Consider the following 21,127-nt stretch of genomic DNA (forward strand, 5'->3'; position numbering starts at 1 on the left):
CTCCGCAAGGCTAATCCGTTGCAATCTAGTTGACGCGTTAATCCTTTTACCAAATTCACTTTTTAGCCTCTGATGGGGCAAGGGTTTGTCATGTCTGCACCGAATGGCGTGATGATGCAGTATTTCCACTGGTATATTCCCACCGATGGCAACCTGTGGAATCAGCTCACTAACGAAGCCGAGTCCTTAGCCCAAGCAGGTATCACTGCCCTTTGGCTACCGCCTGCCTACAAGGGCACCGCTGGGGGTCTAGATGTGGGTTATAGCGTTTACGACCTTTACGACCTAGGCGAATTTGATCAAAAAGGCTCAATTCGAACCAAATACGGCACCAAAGACGAATACATTCAGGCCATCAAAGCCGCCAAAGCCGTCGGTATTCACGTCTACGCCGACGTTATCTTTAACCACATGATGGGCGCTGACATTGCTGAAGAAGTCGAAGTCACCCCCTTTGACCCCGATAACCGCCACCAACCGATTGGCGAGTACCAAAAAGCCAAAGTGTGGACCCACTTCACCTTTCCTGGTCGCCAAGGCAAATACTCCGACATGGAATGGCACTGGTGGCACTTTGACGCCGTAGACTACAACGCCTACAACGAAGGCGAAGATGCCGTGTACTTGCTAAAAGGCAAGTCTTTCGACGATAACGTTGACCTGGAAAAAGGCGTCTTTGACTACCTCATGGGTTGCGACTTAGACATGGAAAATTCTGAGGTGCAGGAAGCCCTCAAGCAGTGGGGATCCTGGTATGTGGATACCACAGACGTAGACGGCTTTCGCTTTGACGCCGTGAAGCACGTCAGAGCCGGATTTTTCCCTAGCTGGCTCAACCACTGCCGCCGCTATGCCGGACGTCGTTTGTTTGCCGTGGGCGAATACTGGTCTTATGAAATTGAAGCTCTGCACCACTTTATCAGCGTCACAGATGGCGATGTGGCGCTATTTGATGCCCCTTTGCATTACAACTTTAGTGAAGCCAGCCAAGCCGGCAATCAATATGACATGCGGCAAATTTTTGATAATACGCTAGTGCAACAGCAGCCTGCCCTAGCCGTCACCCTGGTAGACAACCACGATTCGCAACCCTTGCAGGCGCTAGAGTCAGTTGTTGAAGGATGGTTTAAGCCCTTAGCCTATGCGCTGATTTTGCTGCGTCGTGATGGCTATCCCTGCATCTTTTATGCTGACTACTATGGGGCTCACTACAAAGATGTTGGCAACGATGGCAATGAGTATGAAATTTGGCTTGACAGCCATCAATGGCTCATTGACAAGTTTCTCTACGTTCGCAAGACCTATGCTTACGGCGATCAATATGACTATTTTGATCATGCCAACACCTTAGGCTGGACACGACTCGGCAATGAGGAGCATCCCGGAGGTATGGCCGTGGTTTTAAGCAATGGTGACGAAGGGACGAAGTGGATGGAGGTCGGTCAGGCCAATACTACCTATGTCGATATTACTGAACATATCGATCAACCCATCACAACTAATGACGAAGGTTGGGCCGATTTTCGTTGTCCAGCAGGGTCAGTTTCGGTGTGGGTGCCGCAGGCGTCTCATTGATCGCAAAACCGGATATTTTTCCGCTAAATTGACTTTGCGATCGCCCAGTCAAGCGTAAGAAGATAGGTGAAGATGGCAAAAAAGTTATTTTCACCTTTTTCTTAGATGCTTGCAGCTACCGTTCAATGGCTGGAAAAGCAATCGTGGCCCCTGCTGCTCTGTCTCAGTTTTGCCCTGTGCTTAGCCATTGGTTGCATTGATTATTTAATTCGTGAAGATGTCTCCCTGTCTATTTTTTACCTGGTGCCAATTACGCTGGCAGCTTGGTTTATCGATCGCAGGGCGGGCTTCTTCATGGCGGCAGTTTGCGCCATGGTTTGGTTGTATGCCGATACGGTGGCCAAAAACTATCCCTATCCGCTACTCCCTTATTGGAACGCTGCTGTCAGGCTGGGCTTTTTTGTCATTGTCACTCATCTGTTGGGCGCTCAAAAGCAAGCCTATGAGCGCGAAAAACGCTGGGCTAGAATTGACGGCCTGACGGGCGTTTTTAACCACCGCTTTTTTTTAGAAACTTTGCAAGCAGAACTCGATCGCGCTCGTCGCTATCACTATCCGATTACGCTGGCCTATTTAGACCTTGATAACTTTAAACAGGTTAACGATCACTTAGGCCATGCTGAAGGCGATCGCGTTTTGCTGGCGATCGCCCAACAGATTAAGCTCTCTTTGCGGACTAGCGATGTGGTAGCCCGTCTTGGTGGTGATGAGTTTGCTTTACTTTTGCCTCAGGTTGAGGCTAAACAAGCCCAAATTGCCTTAACCCGACTGCACGAAGAACTAATGCAGCTTAGCCTGAATCAGCATTGGCCAGTGGGGTTTAGCATTGGAGCCGTGACGGCTGTAGCTCCGCCCCAGTCAGCCGAAAACTTAATCCATCAGGCTGATCAACTAATGTACACAGTTAAGCAAGGGGGTAAGAACAGGCTGAAATGCGAAACAAATGAGCCTTGAGCCAAGTGACACTGACCTGGTTCACTTTCAGCCTTCGAGCAGCGTTGAGCGGCAAAACTCTCCCGCCTACCTAAGCGGCACTGGCGACCTTTTCTTCTAGCGCTGCAATATATCTGACGATTTCATGATCGCGCAACTGCCGACTAAAAATATTCCAGGTAAACCACGGCCCTAGTTTCTCTTCCTGTTCAACATGGACATAGCCCTGCCAAACGCGTGGTATCTGCGTTACCAAATCCCAACCGTAAACAAAGCGATAGTTGAGCGGTACTCGCCGCTGAAAAGATTCCACCAGCGCATCGTTGCCTACTCGAGGAGAGCCAAAGCTATAGGCTTCTAAAGGTTGTTGGGTGTGCTGGGTGATGTTGTACTGAATATCGAGCGCCGCTACCGTTGAGAGGGCACCGCCTAAGCTATGGCCCGTCACAATTAGCTTGCTGGTAGCCGTGTTGCGAACCGCTTCGAGCAAGCGATCGCGGACTGAAAAGTAAGCGCTCATGATACCCCGGTGAAACCGCACTTGAGTAGATTCTTCATCCCCGTAAGGATAAACTTTTTGCCGCAGTTGAAAGTTATTAAACCAGTCAATATCTTTGTCGCTACCGCGAAATACAATATGCACTTGATCAAGCTCAGGTTCGTAGAGCAAGGCTACCTGAGTGTCAGTTATCCCTTGATCATCACTTTCAAACAGGGTCACCTTAGCAACGGGTGAAGAGGCAAATTTAATATCGAGAAAGTCTCCATACACTTCTCGGCTCAAACGCGCACACAAAAGAGCAGCTTTATAATCCACCATGACCCTAGATCCTTCCCAGGAGACTGTTCAAGTAATCACCTTATTCCCCCCATCATTGATGATGTCAGGAAGCGATGGCAAGATTCGGATAAAGACTGTAACGTCTCAAGAAAAAAGCCAAAAAAAGCTCAAAAAAAAGCCAGGAAGCCTGTCTTCCTGGCAATGCCAATAAAAAGGAGCAAACGAAACTATTGATGACTATAAGCACTGCATGTGACGAGGCTGTGACGAGGCTATAACCTTGCTGTGTTAATCAGACGCTATAGCTGTCGCCACCGGGCTTAAAACACTTCAATGGCTGAAAGCCGCTGACAGAAAACCTTTCCTGCTGTCTTTGGCGATAAAGACGGTCAAACCCAACCGTTGGCTTGGGTACTGACAACCTGCTTAAGATTGGGCAAAATCTCAACTGTGTAAGCAAAGGGAGAACTGCCGCTACCGACCTGTTGCATGGCGCTGCCATTGGGGCGACGGGGCGAAAAGTACGAGTCAGCACTAACGACTAAATTTCCGGCGTTGTTGACGGCAATATCATTGACCACCAGCGTATTGCTATTGCCGTTGCTCAACAGGGCTGAGAGATAAGCCGCATCTACCAGTTCACCTGTTGCCAGATCGATCCGGCCAATCACCGATACAGTCGGGCCACCCCCTTGACCGTAGCTCCTGAGCCATGTCTGTTGAGCATCCTGGCTTTCTCGGCGGAAGTCTTCGCTGGGCGAACCCTGAGTGCCGTCTACTGTAAAAACACCATAGAGTTCGCTGCCTGTCCACGCCAAACCGATGCCGCGACCGTCGGCTCCGGTGATTTCGTAGTCAGTTCGCGTCCAGTTGTTGAGAGGATTGCTGCTATCAAACAGGCTAATGATGGGGTTTTGATTGTTGGCGCTGACCTGCTGGGTACCGATGTAAATTGTTTGATCACCCAGAACAATTTTGCTACCACTGAGAGCGGCAATCGTTGCTTCTGAATCGGCAGGGCTAAATTTGACGACACTGTCGGAGAAGGAGGTGAGCAGAGTAGTGGGTAAGCTACCGGGATCGCTTCCCGGATTGCTGCCGGGGTTGGGGTTGGGATTAGGGGGAATACCAGAATTGCCCTCTGGCTCGCCCTCTGGAGCGCTGGGATCGCTACCGGAGGGGGCTGTCGGCAGAGAGGTAGTTGGGTTAGCCGCTAGAATGGCTCGGAACGGAGCCTGGTTTTGCCAATTCTGGCTTCGCGGCAGCAATGCCCCTACGGAAACGGCTTCTCCAGTTGCCCCTGCAATCTTAAAAATAATATCGTTGAAGTCGTTGTCTGAACGGCGATCGCGCCGCAGATCTTCCATTGCAAATAGATTACTGGCTAGCTGACCCATTTGAGCAAAGCCTTTGGGGTTGGCGGCTTCTATGGAAAATAAAGGACGATGTTTGCCACCGCGATCGGGCCGATCGTAGGCAGCTTTAACCGTATCGTCAGGTACCAGCATCACGCCAAAGCTGTCTCCGGCGTTCATGGCGACCTGCTTGAGGCTAGAGACGCCAGCTTCGGCTTCTGAGATGACAACGTATCCTGCAGGCGACTGGCTCAAAGCCCGCCGCGCCGCCTCTTGAATGTAGGCGGCTGAACCGGGTGTAAGGGTTTCCATGCCCGCCAAGCTAAAAATAGCTAACTCTCCGGTGTAAGCACCGCCATCAAAGAGAAACTCAATGCTGACTTGTCCGCTAGCTCCCACTGTAAATTCACCTAGGGCGGCTTGCTCTACCGCCCAAGTTTGGTTTTGCCAGTGGAGGTAAGCGTGGTCATTTTCGGTTTGCAGCGCCGCTAGGGTTGACGGTGCGATCGCTTTGCCTTGTACCAAGGCGGCAAAAATTGCGCCTTCATCGCCAGCGGCATCTGTAGTGTTAAGGCGGCTATCTAGGGCATGCCCTAATTCTTCGATCAAAACAGCGGCGATCGCTGATTGAGAACTCTGAGTAACAAAGTCTTGCCCAAGATAGATAGTTTGATTGCTAGCGGCGAAAGCTCCTTTTGCTTGAAGGATCGAGTCTGGAACAATTTCTAGCCGAGGTAAACCCTGACCCTGTTCCCAATCCTGGATAAGCTCTCTGGCTGATTGACTGTCTACCGCAACCCCAAAGGCCGTAGCGATCGCTCTGGCAAACAGAGGAGCGGCTGCAAACTGGCGTAGCTGCGTTTGAGCCAGTTGCCAAGCTTGGGTAACGCTAGCGCTTAGGTGCGGTGCCGTCTCGTTTTGGAGGAGACGATCCGATGGTAGGGGAGCGACCAGTTGACCAATCAAGGGATCTGTGGAGTCAGGGGCGATCGCCCCTGACTCCAAGGTTTCAACGTAACCGTCATCGGCGGCTAAAAACACAGGTATAGACGGTGCTAGGCCGCTAACAGAGGCCGCTAGCTGGTCAATTTCTGACCAAGCCGTTTCTCCTAGCGCCTCTGGCCTGACCTGTGGATTTAAGCTATCTCGATAAAAGGAATTGACCGTTGCAGAAAGTTGGCTTAGATCGCCAGCAAAATAAGTTTCAGCCATAAGCTCGTCTCAAAGCTCAACCGCTTACAGCTACTCAAATTTTGGCCGCCATCTGGAAGACTGCTAAAAAACCAGTAATTCTACTAGAAAAGTACAATATTTGCCAAGCTGCTTCTAGAATATTTACGGATAAACGCTTATAGCGGTAGCCACAAGCGTCCACCGCTTCAACGGCTGAAAGCTTTTTACCAAAGGTTTTCTTCTGCTGTGCTCCGCCCTCAACCTTCTGTCTTTAGCGATCAGTGACGGCTTGCCCGTATGCGGCATCCCGGCCAAAAGGATGGATAGCTGGCTAAACGCTCAGGTTAAAATAGCCCCGCCCATTAGCTTTTGATAACGGCGATCGAGTTCGGCTTGCAGCCAAGGCCAAAGTTCTAGCGTAGAATCTTCAGCAATGATTTGCTCAGCCGCAGTGCGAGCCAAGACTAACACGTCTTGGTCTTCAACTAGGCTGGCGAGGGCAAAATCGGGCAAGCCTGACTGTCGGGTGCCCAGAACTTGGCCGGGGCCACGAAAGCGCAGATCCATCTCAGAAATAAAAAAGCCGTCTTGAGATTGTTCTAATACTTTCAGTCGCTGTATGGCGGTTTCGTTTTTGGTGGCGCTCATGAGCAAGCAGTAAGACTGATCTGCCCCACGACCGACGCGTCCCCGCAACTGATGAAGCTGTGATAGGCCAAAACGTTCGGCATGTTCAATCAGCATGACGCTGGCATTGGGAATATCGACCCCCACCTCCACGACAGTGGTTGACACTAAAATGTGCGTTTGGCGATCGCGAAATTGCGTAATCGCCTGATCCTTTTCGGCAGACGACATTCGCCCGTGCAGTAGCCCTACCTTAAAGTCTGGAAAAATACTGTCTTGAAGCCGCTGATGTTCTTCAATTGCTGACTTTAGATCTAGTTTTTCAGACTCATCGACTAGCGGTAGCACCACATAGATCTGGCGTCCCTGAGCTATTTCGCGGCGAATCAGGTCATAAGCATGATGGCGATCGCGCCCGGTTAGTAAAGTGGTTTGAATGGCTTTGCGTCCCGGCGGTAGTTCGTCAATCTGGCTGACGTTGAGATCGCCATGCAGGGTCAACGCCAGCGTGCGGGGAATGGGTGTTGCCGTCAGCGTCAAGACATGAGGATTTTGTCCTTTTTGCTGGAGCCGTGCCCGCTGCTGCACGCCAAAGCGGTGTTGCTCATCAATGGTGACCAATCCCAACGCCTGAAACTGAACGGGATCTTCAATTAAGGCATGGGTGCCAACTAGCAACGGCAACTCGCCTGAGTGTAGCTGAGCCAAAATTTGGCGACGTTTGGCTGCACGGGTCGATCCGGTTAGTAGTTCGACAGGCAAGTGCAACAAGTTAAACCAGCCCACCAGTTTGCGATAATGCTGCTCAGCCAAAACTTCAGTAGGTGCCATCAAAGCCGCTTGATAGCCCGCTTGAATTGCCGCCAGAATCGCCACTACTGCTACCACCGTTTTACCCGAACCTACATCACCTTGAACTAAGCGATTCATGGGGGTTGGCTGTTGCAGATCTTGCAAAATTTCGTTGACAACGCGCTGCTGGGCTGCGGTCAAGGCAAACGGCAACACCTGGTAAAACGTGTCAATTAATTCTCCCGTCGGCGCTAGGACAACGTCAGTGGGGGTGCGCTGTTGCAACTGTCGCCGCCGCAAAAGTCCTAACTGCAAATAAAAGAATTCATCAAATACCAAACGGCGGCGAGCGGCAGCTAGACTTTCGGCATCAGGGGGAAAATGAATATGAGCGATCGCCACGGGCAACTTAATCAGCTCATAGGGGTTGCGAATAGCCGCAGGCAACGGATCTCGTATATTTATGGCGGCGGGTAGCGCTGCGACAACTGCTCGGCGTACTAAGTCGGCTCCAACCCCTTCTGTCAGCGGGTAAACAGGTACAACCCGCCCCACCGTCAGCGAGTCAATTGCGCCGCCAGCACTCTCTAGTACCTCAATATCCGGGTCATCTAGCGTTAGGCCATACTTGTTTTGCTTTACTAAGCCAGACGCAGCAACCACGGCTCCCACCGGATACAGACGCTTTTGGCTTTCTTGCCAGCCTCGGTTGCGGTAGCGGCTACCTGCAAAAAAGCGACTAATTTTTAGCTGAGCGCTGTGATCGCGAATCAGCAACTCAAAAATGGTTAATTTGGCATTGCGGGGGCTATTAAAGCAGGTGCAGCGCTTCACGGTGCCCACAACCGTAACCGTTTCACCCGGTTCTAAAGCTTGAATCGAAACCTGACGGGCGTAGTCAATATGGTCACGAGGATAGTAGTAGAGTACGTCTCGCACGCTGTAAAGACCCAGCTTTGCCAAGCGATCGCTGTTTTTAGGGCCAATGCCTTTGAGGTAGGTCAGCGGCTGATCTAACTCAGGTAGACGTGTGGAGGGCAGCGATGGCGAAACTAAGTCCTTCGTTTTAGGGGATTTACGGCGGTCTGCTTGGGCGGTGGGCTGGCTGGCGGCGGCTGGCGGCTGGAGCGATAGCTGCTGAGTGGGGCTATCGTCGGCTTCTAAACGACAGCGACATTGATAAAGGCTGCGGCGGGTATCAGCGACGAGATGCTGCCGCTTGGCAAAGCTCAAGTCCCGATAGGCTTGAAAAGCATCTGCCAGCGATCGCCACTGAGCTTGCTCATCACTAGACAAACTGTGGGGAGGCTGTTGCAGACTATCTCGCAAAAATTCACTAAAGCGCTGTTGCCTGCCAACCAGGTCATTAAAGCCATGCTCAGCTTCTAGGGCTAGCGCCTTTTGCAAACGCAACCAATCGGGCAAAGCTGAATTTTCGCGATCGCTCATCACGCTTCATGCTCTCATGACTCAACCCAGCTAGCTCTCCAAGCTGCCTCGGCTTCAGCGATCGCTTGCTCCCGCTGTTTTTGCTGATACTGCTGAGCTAGCCCTTTCAGACGCGCTAGTTTCTCTCGAATTTTGGTTCGCCAAACGGCCACCGTAGAATCCGTAAACTCCACCTCCGACAGCCTTAGGTTAATGGCTACTAGGTGGGTCATTGCACTCCCTTCAGGCAGGTTCTCATTGTCCGCCTCTGCTCCTTCCCCTTCTTCGTCTTCTTCATCCGCCTCTGTCTCAGCGCTGCCTAGTTCAACCAAAACATTTAAAACATTGGGAGTACCAGATGCCATTTCCGTCATCGCTTCAGCTTCAGCCGCCGCCGCCAAAATTGACTCTGGCAAATCCGGTAAAATCTTGACCTGCTTCAGAGCCTGATTTGCATCTTGTGAAAGCAACCGTAAAGTATGGCGAATGCGCTGCTCTAGCCGCAGGTGGCGCTTGACTAATTCTGGCGGTGACAAGACTTCAGGTATTTCAGGCTGCGTCGATTGACTCAGAAGTTTAGCCATCTCTGTAAGCGGTTCTAGCGCCGCTTGTGCCTCCGCCTCTGAAGAGATCTGGGCTGCTGACGGATCCTCTGATTGAGCCGCTAGCGAATCTGAAGGCGAAAGGCGCTCAGCATCGCTCAGCGTTTCTACTGGCAACTCAGCGGTTGGGTCAGCCTCGGCTTCATCTGGCTCTGCTAATTGAGCCTGAGCAGATTTACCCTTAACGGCTGCAGCAATTTCTGCTAACAACTGGGGCGGCAAATCTTGTAGCGTAATCAACTGCTCACCATCAGCCGTAGAAGGTTCGTCCAAACGCTCAATTTGCTGCAATAGCTCAGCCTGCGCCTTTTTACCCATCTGCTGTAAACCCTGTTGCAAAGCCTGCTGCTGCCGTAGAGAAAGCTGCAAAAAGCGTTCAGGATAAGCTTGGGTACACAGATGATAGCTCGCTAAAACAAGCTGCCGCTTAGCGGCTTGGCCTAGCTCCGTTAGATATTGATGATAAAGATCCTTAAGTTCTTTCGCTATCTGCTCAGTTGCCCGCTCTAGGGCAGACAACTCTCGTTTAATTTGCTCAACCGCTCGAACCATGAACTCGCCGCAGTAAATTCAGACCTATCGTATTACCCAGGATAACGATTCCCTCAGCTATAGAAGCAACCTTGTCCAAAGCCAAAAGTAGCAGGTCATCCCCAGGTTGACCTGCTACAGAAAGGCGATTGGCTTAAGCTGGGTAGATCATCTTCAATGACTACGCACTTTTACCTTTACCCGCCTGGGCTGCCACTTCTTCGGCAAAGTTAGACTCTTCTTTTTCAATGCCTTCGCCTAAAATAAAGCGGGCAAAGCGGCGTACCTGGATGTTTTCGCCAATTTTAGCAACATGTTGTTTGACCAGTTCTTCAACCGTGATGCTTTGATCTTTGATAAAGGGTTGGTCAAGTAACGCTAGCTCTTTTAAGCGCTTGTCAATGCGTCCTTGAACAATCTTTTCTCGAATGTTGTCTGGCTTTTTCGAGAGATCGTCACGACCCATTTCAATTTGCTTTTCTTTGGCGACAATATCGGATGGGATATCGTCGGTTCTAACGTATTCCACATTAGGGCAAGCGGCGATTTGCATCGCAATGTCTTGCGCCAATGCTTTGAACTCTTCTCGCCGCGCAACAAAGTCAGTTTCACAGTTGACTTCAACCAGCACCCCTACTCGGCCACCTGTATGAATGTAGCTGTGAACCAACCCTTCTGCTGCCACCCGGCCCTCTTTCTTAGCCGCAGAAGTGATGCCCTTCTGCCGTAGCCACTCGACGGCTTTTTCCATATCGCCGTCGTTCTCTTTGAGCGCCTTTTTACAGTCCATCATGCCTGCGCCTGTTTTTTCGCGCAGTTCTTTGACGAGTTTTGCAGATATGTCCGCCATAAGTGCCCTAGTTGCTAAACCTCTAAAAACTCTATCAACCTATAGCCCTGTTTTAATTAGCTATCGCCATCATCATCGTTGCTATCGTCATCTGCGAAAGCATCTGGGACGTCGTAATCTTCGTCATATTCTTCTTCCGCGCCTTCGTAGTCTTCATAGTCATCATCGCTATCGAGCTGACCATGAGAGCCTTCATAGATCGCGTCTGCTAGCTTACCTAAGATCAGTTTAATGGAGCGAATAGCATCGTCGTTGGCCGGAATTGGAATATCGACGACATCAGGATCGCAGTTAGTGTCTAGCAAAGCAATGATGGGAATATCTAGTTTCTGGCATTCTTGCACGGTGTTATATTCCCGCCGCAAATCAACCACAATGACGGCATCGGGAATTCGCCGCATCATTTTGATGCCACCAAGATATTTTTGTAGCTTTTCTAGCTCTCGCCGCAAAACGGCACCCTCTTTTTTGGGACGCAGATCAATTGCGCCAGTCTCTTGCATCCGCTCTAGCTCTTTAAGCCGCTCAACCCGGGTTTTAATGGTGGCCCAGTTTGTCAGCATGCCACCTAGCCAGCGCTGATTGACGTAGTACGAACCACAACGGGCGGCTTCTTGGGCGACGATGCCAGCGGCCTGACGTTTGGTGCCTACAAATAAAAACTTTTGGCCATCTTCAGCGGCTTCGCGAATGTAGCTGTAAGCATCTTCAACACATTGCGCCGTTTGAACCAGGTCAATAATGTGAACCCCATTACGAGATGTAAAGATATAGGGTTCCATTTTGGGGTTCCAGCGGCGAGTTTGGTGACCAAAGTGAACACCTGACTCTAGTAGCTGAGCCAAAGAAACAACGGGCATAAATTTTTCTCCTTCGGGTTTATCCTCCATCTGGCTGTATCTTGGTCAGAACTACGCCGTAGCAGCGCGTTCTTCAAACGGCGTTTGCCCTTTGTTTAAGACACCCGAAATACCAGATGTGCGAATTTTCACAACTTTGCCAGTCTAACACGACTGATGGTGGAAACAGATGACTTTTCAGCCAAAAACTTTATTCCAAACAAAAGCCCCTTCTGTCGGGAAGAGGCTTTATTAAGCTAGCTAACGAAATCGCTGGCTGAATTGACCTAAAAAGGACAGCTAAGGGCGATCGCGGCTGCTCTTAAATATTCGACGCTAAGGGGTTTATCGGTTTAAGGGAGGGCAATGGAATTGACATCGCAGGTGAGTGGACAAGCTGCATAAACGGGCACTTGCTTTGAGCCAGCTTCTTGGTTGAGCCAGCCTAACCAGCTAACTTCATGGGGATAGACGCCTTTGAGCGTTAGGCCAATTGAAAGTAAGGTAACGCCTAACAAATTTGCTCCAATCACAACGCTGACAACAAATAAAACAGCATTTGCTGGCATCAACGGTAAAAGAGCGATCGCGGCTACTGCCGCCCCTGCTGTAATTAAAGTAACAATTGGAAATCCAATCACTAAAAAGCAAACCTCTAAAATCAGCATCCAGATCAGGAAGCTCTTCAAGAGAGATAGCAATGCCCAGCTACCAGTACTTTGAGATCTTGCGATCGCCATAATCTTTTCTCCTTTAATTGCCTTTAATTGCTTTAAATACAACAGTTGACCTTTTGAATTTCAGATAACTCAAAGCCAACTCAAAGCCAGTAAAAAACCTTACACCACGTTCTTCTTAACGTTTCATCAGTATACCGATGATGCTTCGAATGGATTTATGTTGTTTGTCAAAGTTTACAAGTCGCCTGTTTGTTAAGTGGCCCGAAACATTGGTGAAAAGATATTTCTGGTTTCAAGAGATCGGGCAAAAACAGGTTTGTTTGCATCGTTCTTGAATCTGTGTTGCCTGCATAGTGGGCGATCCCCAGTCAGATGTCTGAATTTTTACGGTGGAACGGTAAATTTGGTTTTTGTTTGATGACATCTATCTTTGGAGTGTTTTTGTATCCTAATGGGCGAGATTTTGTATCTTTAATTACTGGTCTTCAGAGTCTTTCAAATTCATTAATGTAACCATTGTCTGTGGCCTATTTCAGGCTGTTTCTGTTGCTGATTTTTCTTTTTTGATGAAATAAAAAGTAAGTTGATTTGAAGCTTAGCCATTTCAAAGACGGTTGGTAGACCGACGACTAGTGGCTGCTGTCGCTCGGCTATGACCGAAAGCAAATCCGTTTTGGAAACGACTATCTAGCTGATGCTACAGAAAAAGTTGAGGCTTTATAGCGGTAACAACAAGGGGGAAGACACTTCAACGGCTGAAAGCTGCTGATAGAAAACCTTTCTCTTTTACCTCTAACCTTTCGGTTGCGGCGACAAATTCTGGCAATTGGATGCTTCCTGCTATTGATTTCGCTATGCTAAAGCTCAATATTGTTAAATAGTATTTGGGCTAAAGGGTAAAATTCTCTAAAAGATTTGTGGAAAAGCGGTTGCAACGACCAGAAGGGGTATCGTTTTGCCAAAAGGGTTTTGCCAAAAGGTAAGTTTGCAGTAAGGCGCTCACTTTTTGACCCCCCGTGGGCAATCTATGAATCATTGCACCCAGTCATTTAGCGTTTAGCTGATTATTGCAAAGGGACTTCTATGACAGATTCCAATCGTCCGCCTGCACCCCCTCGGATGTCGCCGCCGCCGCCGCCGCCGCCGAGTCGCCCGCCCGCCCCTCCCCCCAATCAGCAACGATCTATGCCCGCCGCAGGCCACCGAGCGGCTGCGCCTCCTCCCATGCCTGCCTCAGCAGCCGGGGTGAAGGTTAATAGCAGTGGCCTCACGCTAGGGAAGATTGTGCGAGAAGCCTTCGACAAAGGTTATTCAGACGTGCATGTGGGCGTTGGAGAAGTGCCTCGCTTTCGCGATCGCGGGCAAATTATCACCACTGACTATCCTGTAACCGACGAAAAGACGTTTTATGGATGGTTGGATGAGGTATTGAAGCCAGACGAAATTCAACGGTTCAAGCAAACTCTGGACTTTGACGGGGCTGCCCAATTTGACTTTACCCGTGTGCGCATCAACATTTTTGATACGCTGCATGGCCCTGCTTTGGTCATGCGTTTGATTCCGGTCAAAATCCTAACAATGGAGCAGCTTAACCTGCCCCCCGTATTTAGAGATGTTTGCCATTATCACAAAGGTTTAATTCTGATTACCGGGCCAACGGGTTCGGGTAAGTCAACTACCCTGGCAGCCATGATTGATTACATCAACAAGGAGATGCCTCGGAACATCATCACCATTGAAGACCCCATCGAGTTTGTCCATACCAGTCAGCGATCGCTGATTAAGCAGCGTGAGGTTGGCATCAACACCCTCAAGTTTGATAACGCGCTCAAAGCTTCTCTCCGGGAAGATCCTGACATTATCCTGATTGGTGAGATGCGGGATAAAGAAACCGTCAACACCGCCCTCAAAGCGGCTCAAACCGGACACTTGGTGATGGGAACCTTGCACACCAACAGCGCCATCAAAACCGTAGAGCGGATCTTGAACCTATTTGAACCAGATCAGCAAGCACCCGTACGGGTATCAATCGCTGAATCTTTGGTCGCTGTTATTGCGCAGGGGCTTTGCCGTACAACCGACGGTAAGCGGGCGGCTTTTCATGACATCATGATCAATACCGATGCGATTAAAGACTACATCATGCGGGGCGATCTCGATGAAGCCGAAGCCCTGATTCCGAAGTGTACATTTGACGGTATGTGCACCATGAATCAGTCCCTCTACGCGCTGTACGAAGCGGGTCGGATCACAGAAGAGGTTGCCTTAGAAATGTCTCCTCGTCAGAACGAAATGGCTCAAATGCTACGAGGTCGGGTCTAAAAGACGGTGAACGATTCAGCCTCTCATCTCCCCCAAGTGTTTAAGGGCATTGCCCTGTTTACGCCTGGGGGAGATGTGGTTTATTGCATTGATGCTCAAAAGCAGGCTCGCTGGCATTTGCACCTGTGTGCAGTCTTGCAAGAACTGCTGCATTTAGTTGAACCACCGCATTTTTTGCTGCCTTGCTACACCGCTACGTTAGATACCTGGATTGACAGGCGTACCCAGCAGCTCTGCCAGTGGGCTGAAGTGTATCCCCCCGTTTGCAAGTATGGCTCCTTGCTGAATGCCTTGTTTGGTCTAGATGAGATAGATTGGCAACCTGTCTTTCAACCAGAAGAATTTTGCAATCCGTTGGTGATTGAAAGCTACCGTTCCAAGTTCCCGGCTTTGTGGGAAAGTCACAACCTAGTTTTTCAAGTTGTTGTGCCAGATTCACCTCATTTAGCTGCTTATGCCAGCAGTTCGTACCCGCCTGTAGATATCGCTCAAAAGCCTTCAGGTTTCGTGTTTCGGCTTTATATTGCGGGTCAAGATGCTCAAACGGCGGCAGTCTTGGGCAATCTGCATCAGCTTTTAGACCAGACAATGCGCTCTCCCTACACCTTGAAGGTGGTAGACGTCAACAAGCACCCGGAACAGGCCGAAGCAGATCATATTTCAGCGACACCAACTTTAATTCGAGTGTGGCCGCGCCCCACCAAGCGCATTGTTGGTAGCCTCAACGCTTTTAGTAACTTGGAGAACTTAGCGCAGATACTGACGCAAACGCGGGATTCGTGAGCCGCTGTCGCCACTGATTGATGGCAGGCCGCAGATGAGCCGATAGCCAGTCGTCGTATTGGGGATAAACGGGCAGTCGCGGTTTTAGCTGCCAGCCGTGGGCTGCTAGCAAACGAGACAGGGCTGGCTGCTGTAAATGCGGATAGTCGGGGTTGACTTCATCTTTAGGCCCAATGCCGCCGATGTCGCGCGCGCCTAGTTCTAAGCAGGTTAAAAGGGCGGCTTGAGGATTCACCAGATTGGGCGGAATTTGCAGGGTAATGTCAGGGGGTAGAATTTCGTGAGCCATGAGGATTGCTGTTTTGAATCGCTCAAAACTTAGCTGGTCTCTGCTTTCGATCTGCGTTCGTCCGGTCTGATGGGGCTGTAAAATGACTTCCTGAATATGCCCCCATTGCTGGTGAATGTGGGCGATCGCGCTCAATGTTTGCCACCAGTCGGCTTCGGTTTCGCCAATTCCGAGCAGCAGCCCAGTGGTGAAGGGAATTTGCAGTTTCCCTGCCCAAATCAATTGCTGTAGGCGGACGGCAGGACGCTTGCTAGGCGCATAGCGATGAACCGTTTTGAGAAGTTTGGGCGTTAGCTGCTCTAGCATTAGCCCCATGGAAACATTGACCTGTTTCAGGTACAGCATTTCTTCAAAACTGAGTGGGCCGACATTGGTATGGGGCAAAAAGCCCATCTCTAGAGCCAAGGCGCAAAGATCGTAAATCCGTTGAACCCAAGCCCGTCGTCGCAGGCTTTTGGGATGGACTTCGCCACTCAAAATTAAAATTTCAATCACAGCTTGAGACTGCAACCCCCTTAGTCGAGTACGAGCCTGATCAATCGATAACCACTCGCTTTTGCCTGGATCGTGGCGAAAGTTGCAGTAAGTGCAGCGATTGAAGCACTCATAGGTTGGCACTAAGGTGTAGGCAGGGCTATAAGTAATGGTTTGAGGAGCGATCGCGGCCATAAGACAGGATGGGACTGACAGGGGTCTACCGACGGGCTATGTAGACATTGTCTGCGATCTGACAATTTTCAGCGCAAATCCAGGTTGAGTGGCTCAAGATCAAGTGGGTTTAATTTACGCTGTATAACTCAACGTTTCGCAACCTTCGGCGAGAGAGGCTAAGTGCTACAATCAGCAGCAAGCTAGGGGTGTCCGAGCAATCGGGCTGAGATCATACCCTCAGAACCTGACCTGGGTAACACCAGCGGAGGGAAGCGTTGATTGAGGTCACGGTACCGAAGCGACGAGCGATGAGTCCTAACGATAGCGAGGTGGAGTTGCTATGAGGACACATCGAGGATTGATAGGGTGATCATTGCTATAGCCATAGGCCGCTTTCAAAGAAATCCCTAAAAAGGTGTCTTGATAGCTGCCTGAGCGCCCTCTAGCCTCTGCTGCGATCGCAAGGGGGTCTTTTATGTCTATGGGTGCAGTGGCCTTGCTGGTCATGCTGGTAACGGCTGCGGCTTTTGCCTTAATCGGATTGTTGCAGGCTAGCCAACAAGCGCTCAACCTCGAAAACTATATGGTGAGCCGCAATCGAGTCGGCAGTGGCATGGCGCTAGCCACGGTCGTAGCCTCCTCAATGGGGGCTTGGATTTTGTTTAGCCCACCCGAAGCTGGCTCAGCTTTTGGCGGGCTGGCGGCGTTGCTAGGCTATTGCGTTGGCTCTGCGGCGGCTGTGGCTGTATTTGCCCTTTTTGGCCCCCGCCTGCGCGCGCTCATGCCTCAAGGCCATTCCTTAAATGAGTATGTGCTGCATCGCTATGGCGGCCTGATGTACTGGCTCACCGAAGGCGTCATGGTGCTTTACATGTTTATTTATCTAGCAGCCGAGTTAACGGCGATCGCCAAAGCAACGCAGCTAGTTGCCAATGTCCCTCTGGGTTGGACTGCTCTTGTTGTGATGACGGCGGTGTTTGCTTACACCCTGTATGGCGGCTTGCAAACAGCTATCTTTACCGATGCCATTCAGTTTGCTGTGATTGTGCCGCTGTTGATTTTTTGCTTTGGCTTTACGGTGATGGCTTTGGGCGGTCTAGGCAACGCCTTTGCCCCTGTTCAAGCCAACGCACCAGAACTGCTTTCGTTGCAAAACATCGCGGGTCTAAGGTTTGGAGCCACCTTAATCATTGCGATTGTGGCGGCTGAAATTTTCAACCAGGGCAACTGGCAGCGGGTGTATGCCTGCCGTAATCAGCAAGTTGTCCGGCGGGCTTTTCTGGGTTCGGCGGCGCTGATTTTGCCTATGCTGTTGCTGGCAGGGCTGCTGGGGTTGCTGGCAGTCCAGTTCGACTTGGCAGGGGATACGGCTTTTTTTGAGCTACTAAAAGTGCTACAGGTGCCTAGCTGGGTGTTGATGGTGGTGATTGTGCTAGCGCTGGCGCTGGTCATGAGCAGCTTAGATACATTGCTAAACGGTATTGCCAGCATTTTTACCTTCGACTTACGCCGTTTTTGGCCTGTAGCGCGATCGCAGCGCATTTTAAACCTGGCTCGGTTGCTGACCGTTGGGGTGGGAACGCCAGCGGTTTTGATTGCCGCCAGAGGCTACAGCGTGCTGTACCTGTTTTTTGTAGCTGATTTGCTTTGTGCGGCTGTCCTGTTCCCAGTGCTGTATGGGTTGTATAACCGCCACATCAGCAGCTTAAACGCTTTTTGCAGTTCTCTTTTGGGCATTGTCACGGGTCTGCTGTTTTTCCCTAAGCCTGACTTTACGCCGCTGTTACCGCTGCCAGGAGCGGCTGACTTGCTTAATAGCTTTGCGGTAGCGCTAATTGTCTCTACGGTATCTGCGCTGGTTTGGACGGCGATCGCTTACCAAACTCATCCTGCTAAGCCGTTTGACTACGCTCAGCTACGGCAGCGCAAGCTGGCCTACGAAACGGCAGAGACTGAACCCGCTCAAACCCCCTAGACAGTAGGGGCATAGTATCCATGCCCCTCTGTAATCAGCTCTCTTTTTTTAACTTAATGAGGACTTAACCATGAGAAGCCAATGGATTGCCAAACGTCGGGGTCAAGCCAACGTTAGCCAGATGCACTATGCCCGCCAGGGGGTGATCACCGAAGAAATGGACTTTGTTGCCCAGCGAGAAAACCTCTCGCCAGCGCTAATCCGCGATGAAGTGGCACGAGGGCGAATGATTATTCCGGCCAACATCAATCACCCCAATCTAGCGCCAATGGCGATCGGCATTGCCTCTAAGTGCAAAGTTAATGCCAACATTGGGGCATCGCCTAACTCGTCAGATATTGAAAAAGAACTCGACAAACTGCGCCTAGCTGTGAAATACGGTGCAGATACCGTCATGGATCTCTCTACCGGGGGGGGCAATTTAGATCAAATTCGCTCAGCTATTATTCAAGCTTCTCCTGTCCCCATTGGCACTGTCCCGGTTTATCAGGCACTAGAGAGCGTGCATGGTCGCGTTGAAGATCTGAGCGCCGAAAGCTTTCTAGCCGTGATTGAAAAGCACGCTCAACAAGGGGTGGACTATATGACCATCCACGCAGGCATTTTGATTGAACATTTACCGCTGGTACGCAATCGCCTGACGGGTATTGTTTCTCGCGGTGGCGGCATTCTGGCGCAGTGGATGCTGCACCACCACCAGCAAAACCCGCTTTACACTCACTTCGACGACATCATTGAAATTTTCAAAAAATATGATGTCTCGTTTAGTTTAGGGGATTCGCTGCGTCCTGGTTGCCAGCATGATGCCTCGGACGAAGCCCAGTTAGCTGAACTCAAGACCTTAGGCCAGCTTACCCGTTGTGCCTGGGAGCATGACGTGCAGGTGATGGTGGAAGGCCCCGGACATGTGCCGATGGATCAAATTGAGTTCAATGTGCGCAAGCAGATGGAAGAATGCTCAGAAGCGCCTTTTTATGTGCTAGGGCCATTGGTCACTGATATTGCCCCTGGTTATGACCACATTACCTCGGCAATTGGGGCGGCGATGGCAGGCTGGTATGGTACGGCAATGCTTTGCTACGTCACCCCCAAAGAACATCTGGGGCTACCGGATGCAGAGGATGTTCGCAATGGCCTGATTGCTTACAAAATCGCGGCTCATGCGGCTGATATTGCTCGACATCGACCGGGGGCACGCGATCGCGACGATGAACTTTCTAAAGCCCGTTATCACTTCGACTGGAATCGCCAGTTTGAACTTTCATTGGATCCTGAGCGGGCGCGGGAATATCACGACGAAACCCTGCCTGCTGATATCTACAAAACGGCAGAATTTTGCTCTATGTGTGGGCCAAAATTTTGCCCCATGCAAACCAAGGTAGACGGCGAAGCGCTGACAGAATTGGAGAAGTTCTTGGCGGCTCAAGAAACGGCTAGCGCCCAAGTCTAGCTATTGGGTTTCTTGTTCCCAGGCTCCGGTCTGGGAACAAGCATTTATGACAATTCGCGCCAACGCTGCTGGATTTCAGCAATGGTAAAGACGGCCTGAAACTGCAATCCTTTTTCCTGATACAGTTCTGCGCCGCCCTGCTGACGATCAACAAGCGAAATCACCTGCTCAACCTGGTAACCTGCTAGCCGCAGACGTTCCACTGCCTTCAGCGCCGACTGCCCGGTGGTGACGACATCTTCTAGCACCACAACTGGGGTGCCCGCTGGCAAAGTTAGCCCTTCAATATAAGCTTGGGTACCGTGTCCTTTAGCTTCTTTGCGCACAATCAAAGGGGCGATCGCCCGCTTTTCATAAGCGCCGACTACACTCACCGCCATCACAATCGGATCAGCTCCTAAAGTCAACCCTGCTACGGCCTGAGCCTCTTCAGGCAACATAGCAAGCAGGATCCTCCCCACCATCAGCGCCCCTTGAGGGTGAAGCGTCACCTGCTTGCCGTTGATGTAATAAGTGCTGCGCTGACCAGATGACAGCACAAAATCCCCTTCGCGATAAGCACTTTGACAAAACAGATCGAGAAGCTGTTGGCGAATGATGCTCAAGCTAGCAGTTGCGATCGCTGCTAGTGAATCAGACTGAGAAGAGAAAATTGCCATAAACCGATACCAACAGTAAGAAAATGAGCTATAAAGGACTCGCAGGCGGCGACTGGCTGATGTCAAGCGCGATCGCCTCAGCAGCCAACTGCCCAATCTGAATGATTTGCCTGCGGCACCTGAAAACTATATCGAATTCCCTGCTTGGATAGACACCAAATGGGGTACTATAAACGGCAAAATTGAGGAGTAAGTGCTATGGGTATTCGTGTCAAGCCTCTAGTTAGCGCCGCGCTAGCAACTATCGGCACTTCTATGGTGATGGCCACTACAGCGATTGCCCAAGAAGTCGTGCCTCGCACAGAGTCAGCCTCTATTGCAGACTCTGTCAACGAAGTCGTTTTTGCCAATTCGGGCACCTATTTTCAAAACCGCACCTTCTGGCGGCAATTTTCTTATATGTTTGGCCCTGGCACCTTTGGCAATGCCGCCTATCCAGAGCGTGAAGTCGAGCGAGATGCCGAAGCCATTCATCAAATCTACACTTACCTGATGGCTGAGCAGTCTCGTAGCGATCCTTATCTGAGAACACCCGATCTGCGCAATCCTTACAACAGCTCTGTGTTGCTCTTGCCTGTTTCTCAGCAAGATAGCCGGGTTGTCGGCAGCGAGTTTATCTACGAGCGCTTACCCATCGTGCCTTAGCCTCATAGTTCATTCGTCTTTCAGGAGTCGCATCAGCTTCAGGTCATAGGCTGGTAGCTGGCTCCTGATTTTTTATGGCTTCTGAATATTAAGAACGCTCGTCTGAACTCAGGCGCTGATTCAACTGCGACTATAGCTAATATCAATTCTCGATTTTGGATTTTCGATTTTGAATTGAACAGTCTTG

15 protein-coding genes, 1 pseudogene and 1 riboswitch are annotated in these 21,127 nt (G+C 50.5%); of the genes and pseudogenes, 7 read left to right on the plus strand and 9 right to left on the minus strand.

Going from position 1 to position 21,127, the window contains the following annotated elements:
- Positions 1–90: 90 nt before the first annotated feature.
- Positions 91–1,575 carry an alpha-amylase gene (locus ACTS3T_RS15615; protein WP_377965686.1) on the plus strand — a complete coding sequence of 495 codons (1,485 nt, stop codon included), beginning with the start codon at positions 91–93 and terminating at the stop codon, positions 1,573–1,575.
- Between the two features lie 105 nt (positions 1,576–1,680).
- The gene (locus tag ACTS3T_RS15620; protein ID WP_377965684.1) at positions 1,681–2,529 is read left to right on the plus strand and encodes a GGDEF domain-containing protein; all 849 of its coding nucleotides are present in this window, start codon (positions 1,681–1,683) and stop codon (positions 2,527–2,529) included.
- A gap of 70 nt (positions 2,530–2,599) precedes the next feature.
- On the opposite strand, the gene ACTS3T_RS15625 is transcribed toward ACTS3T_RS15620, so the two are convergent.
- The 7 genes and pseudogenes from ACTS3T_RS15625 to ACTS3T_RS15655 all read right to left on the minus strand — a co-directional run bounded on the left by ACTS3T_RS15625 (position 2,600) and on the right by ACTS3T_RS15655 (position 12,226).
- The gene (locus ACTS3T_RS15625) at positions 2,600–3,328 is read right to left on the minus strand and encodes a lipase family protein (RefSeq protein WP_377965682.1); all 729 of its coding nucleotides are present in this window, start codon (positions 3,326–3,328) and stop codon (positions 2,600–2,602) included.
- Positions 3,329–3,678: 350 nt separating this feature from the next.
- Positions 3,679–5,856 (minus strand): DUF4114 domain-containing protein, encoded by a 2,178-nt coding sequence (locus ACTS3T_RS15630; RefSeq protein ID WP_462935248.1) that lies wholly within the window; start codon positions 5,854–5,856, stop codon positions 3,679–3,681.
- A gap of 300 nt (positions 5,857–6,156) precedes the next feature.
- Positions 6,157–8,685, minus strand: coding sequence for an ATP-dependent DNA helicase RecG (gene recG / locus ACTS3T_RS15635; protein WP_377965678.1), 2,529 nt, complete (start codon positions 8,683–8,685; stop codon positions 6,157–6,159).
- 14 nt (positions 8,686–8,699) lie between these two features.
- On the minus strand, positions 8,700–9,818 hold the full coding sequence (locus tag ACTS3T_RS15640; protein WP_377965676.1) for a hypothetical protein: 1,119 nt from the start codon (positions 9,816–9,818) through the stop codon (positions 8,700–8,702).
- 160 nt (positions 9,819–9,978) lie between these two features.
- Positions 9,979–10,659, minus strand: a pseudogene (gene tsf / locus ACTS3T_RS15645) (translation elongation factor Ts); the annotation flags it as partial.
- A 44-nt stretch (positions 10,660–10,703) separates the two neighbouring features.
- Entirely contained in the window at positions 10,704–11,507 is an 804-nt protein-coding gene (rpsB, locus tag ACTS3T_RS15650; RefSeq protein WP_377965672.1) for a 30S ribosomal protein S2, read from the minus strand.
- Positions 11,508–11,839: 332 nt separating this feature from the next.
- The gene (locus tag ACTS3T_RS15655) at positions 11,840–12,226 is read right to left on the minus strand and encodes a hypothetical protein (RefSeq protein WP_377965670.1); all 387 of its coding nucleotides are present in this window, start codon (positions 12,224–12,226) and stop codon (positions 11,840–11,842) included.
- 1,023 nt (positions 12,227–13,249) lie between these two features.
- On the opposite strand from ACTS3T_RS15655, the gene ACTS3T_RS15660 reads away from it, so the two are divergent.
- Positions 13,250–14,488 carry a type IV pilus twitching motility protein PilT gene (locus tag ACTS3T_RS15660; protein ID WP_377965668.1) on the plus strand — a complete coding sequence of 413 codons (1,239 nt, stop codon included), beginning with the start codon at positions 13,250–13,252 and terminating at the stop codon, positions 14,486–14,488.
- 6 nt (positions 14,489–14,494) lie between these two features.
- On the plus strand, positions 14,495–15,271 hold the full coding sequence (locus ACTS3T_RS15665) for a circadian clock KaiB family protein (protein WP_377965666.1): 777 nt from the start codon (positions 14,495–14,497) through the stop codon (positions 15,269–15,271).
- Here ACTS3T_RS15665 and cofG read toward each other — a convergent pair.
- Positions 15,219–16,229 (minus strand): 7,8-didemethyl-8-hydroxy-5-deazariboflavin synthase subunit CofG, encoded by a 1,011-nt coding sequence (gene cofG / locus ACTS3T_RS15670; RefSeq protein ID WP_377965664.1) that lies wholly within the window; start codon positions 16,227–16,229, stop codon positions 15,219–15,221. The genes ACTS3T_RS15665 and cofG overlap by 53 nt on opposite strands.
- 174 nt (positions 16,230–16,403) lie before the next feature.
- A riboswitch (TPP riboswitch) is annotated at positions 16,404–16,499 on the plus strand.
- 187 nt (positions 16,500–16,686) lie between these two features.
- Between cofG and ACTS3T_RS15675 the strand changes: the two genes are divergently transcribed.
- Positions 16,687–18,186 (plus strand): sodium:solute symporter family transporter, encoded by a 1,500-nt coding sequence (locus ACTS3T_RS15675; protein WP_377965662.1) that lies wholly within the window; start codon positions 16,687–16,689, stop codon positions 18,184–18,186.
- A gap of 70 nt (positions 18,187–18,256) precedes the next feature.
- A complete protein-coding gene (gene thiC, locus ACTS3T_RS15680) occupies positions 18,257–19,636 on the plus strand; it encodes a phosphomethylpyrimidine synthase (RefSeq protein WP_377965660.1) in 1,380 nt (459 codons plus the stop codon).
- A 44-nt stretch (positions 19,637–19,680) separates the two neighbouring features.
- On the opposite strand, the gene pyrE is transcribed toward thiC, so the two are convergent.
- On the minus strand, positions 19,681–20,295 hold the full coding sequence (gene pyrE, locus ACTS3T_RS15685; protein ID WP_377965658.1) for an orotate phosphoribosyltransferase: 615 nt from the start codon (positions 20,293–20,295) through the stop codon (positions 19,681–19,683).
- Between the two features lie 198 nt (positions 20,296–20,493).
- Here pyrE and ACTS3T_RS15690 point away from each other — a divergent pair, with 198 nt between their 5' ends.
- On the plus strand, positions 20,494–20,940 hold the full coding sequence (locus ACTS3T_RS15690; RefSeq protein WP_377965657.1) for a hypothetical protein: 447 nt from the start codon (positions 20,494–20,496) through the stop codon (positions 20,938–20,940).
- Positions 20,941–21,127 lie beyond the last annotated feature (187 nt).

The organism is Almyronema sp., from assembly GCF_052168255.1.
GTDB classification, from domain to species: domain Bacteria; phylum Cyanobacteriota; class Cyanobacteriia; order Phormidesmidales; family Phormidesmidaceae; genus Sphaerothrix; species Sphaerothrix epifaneia.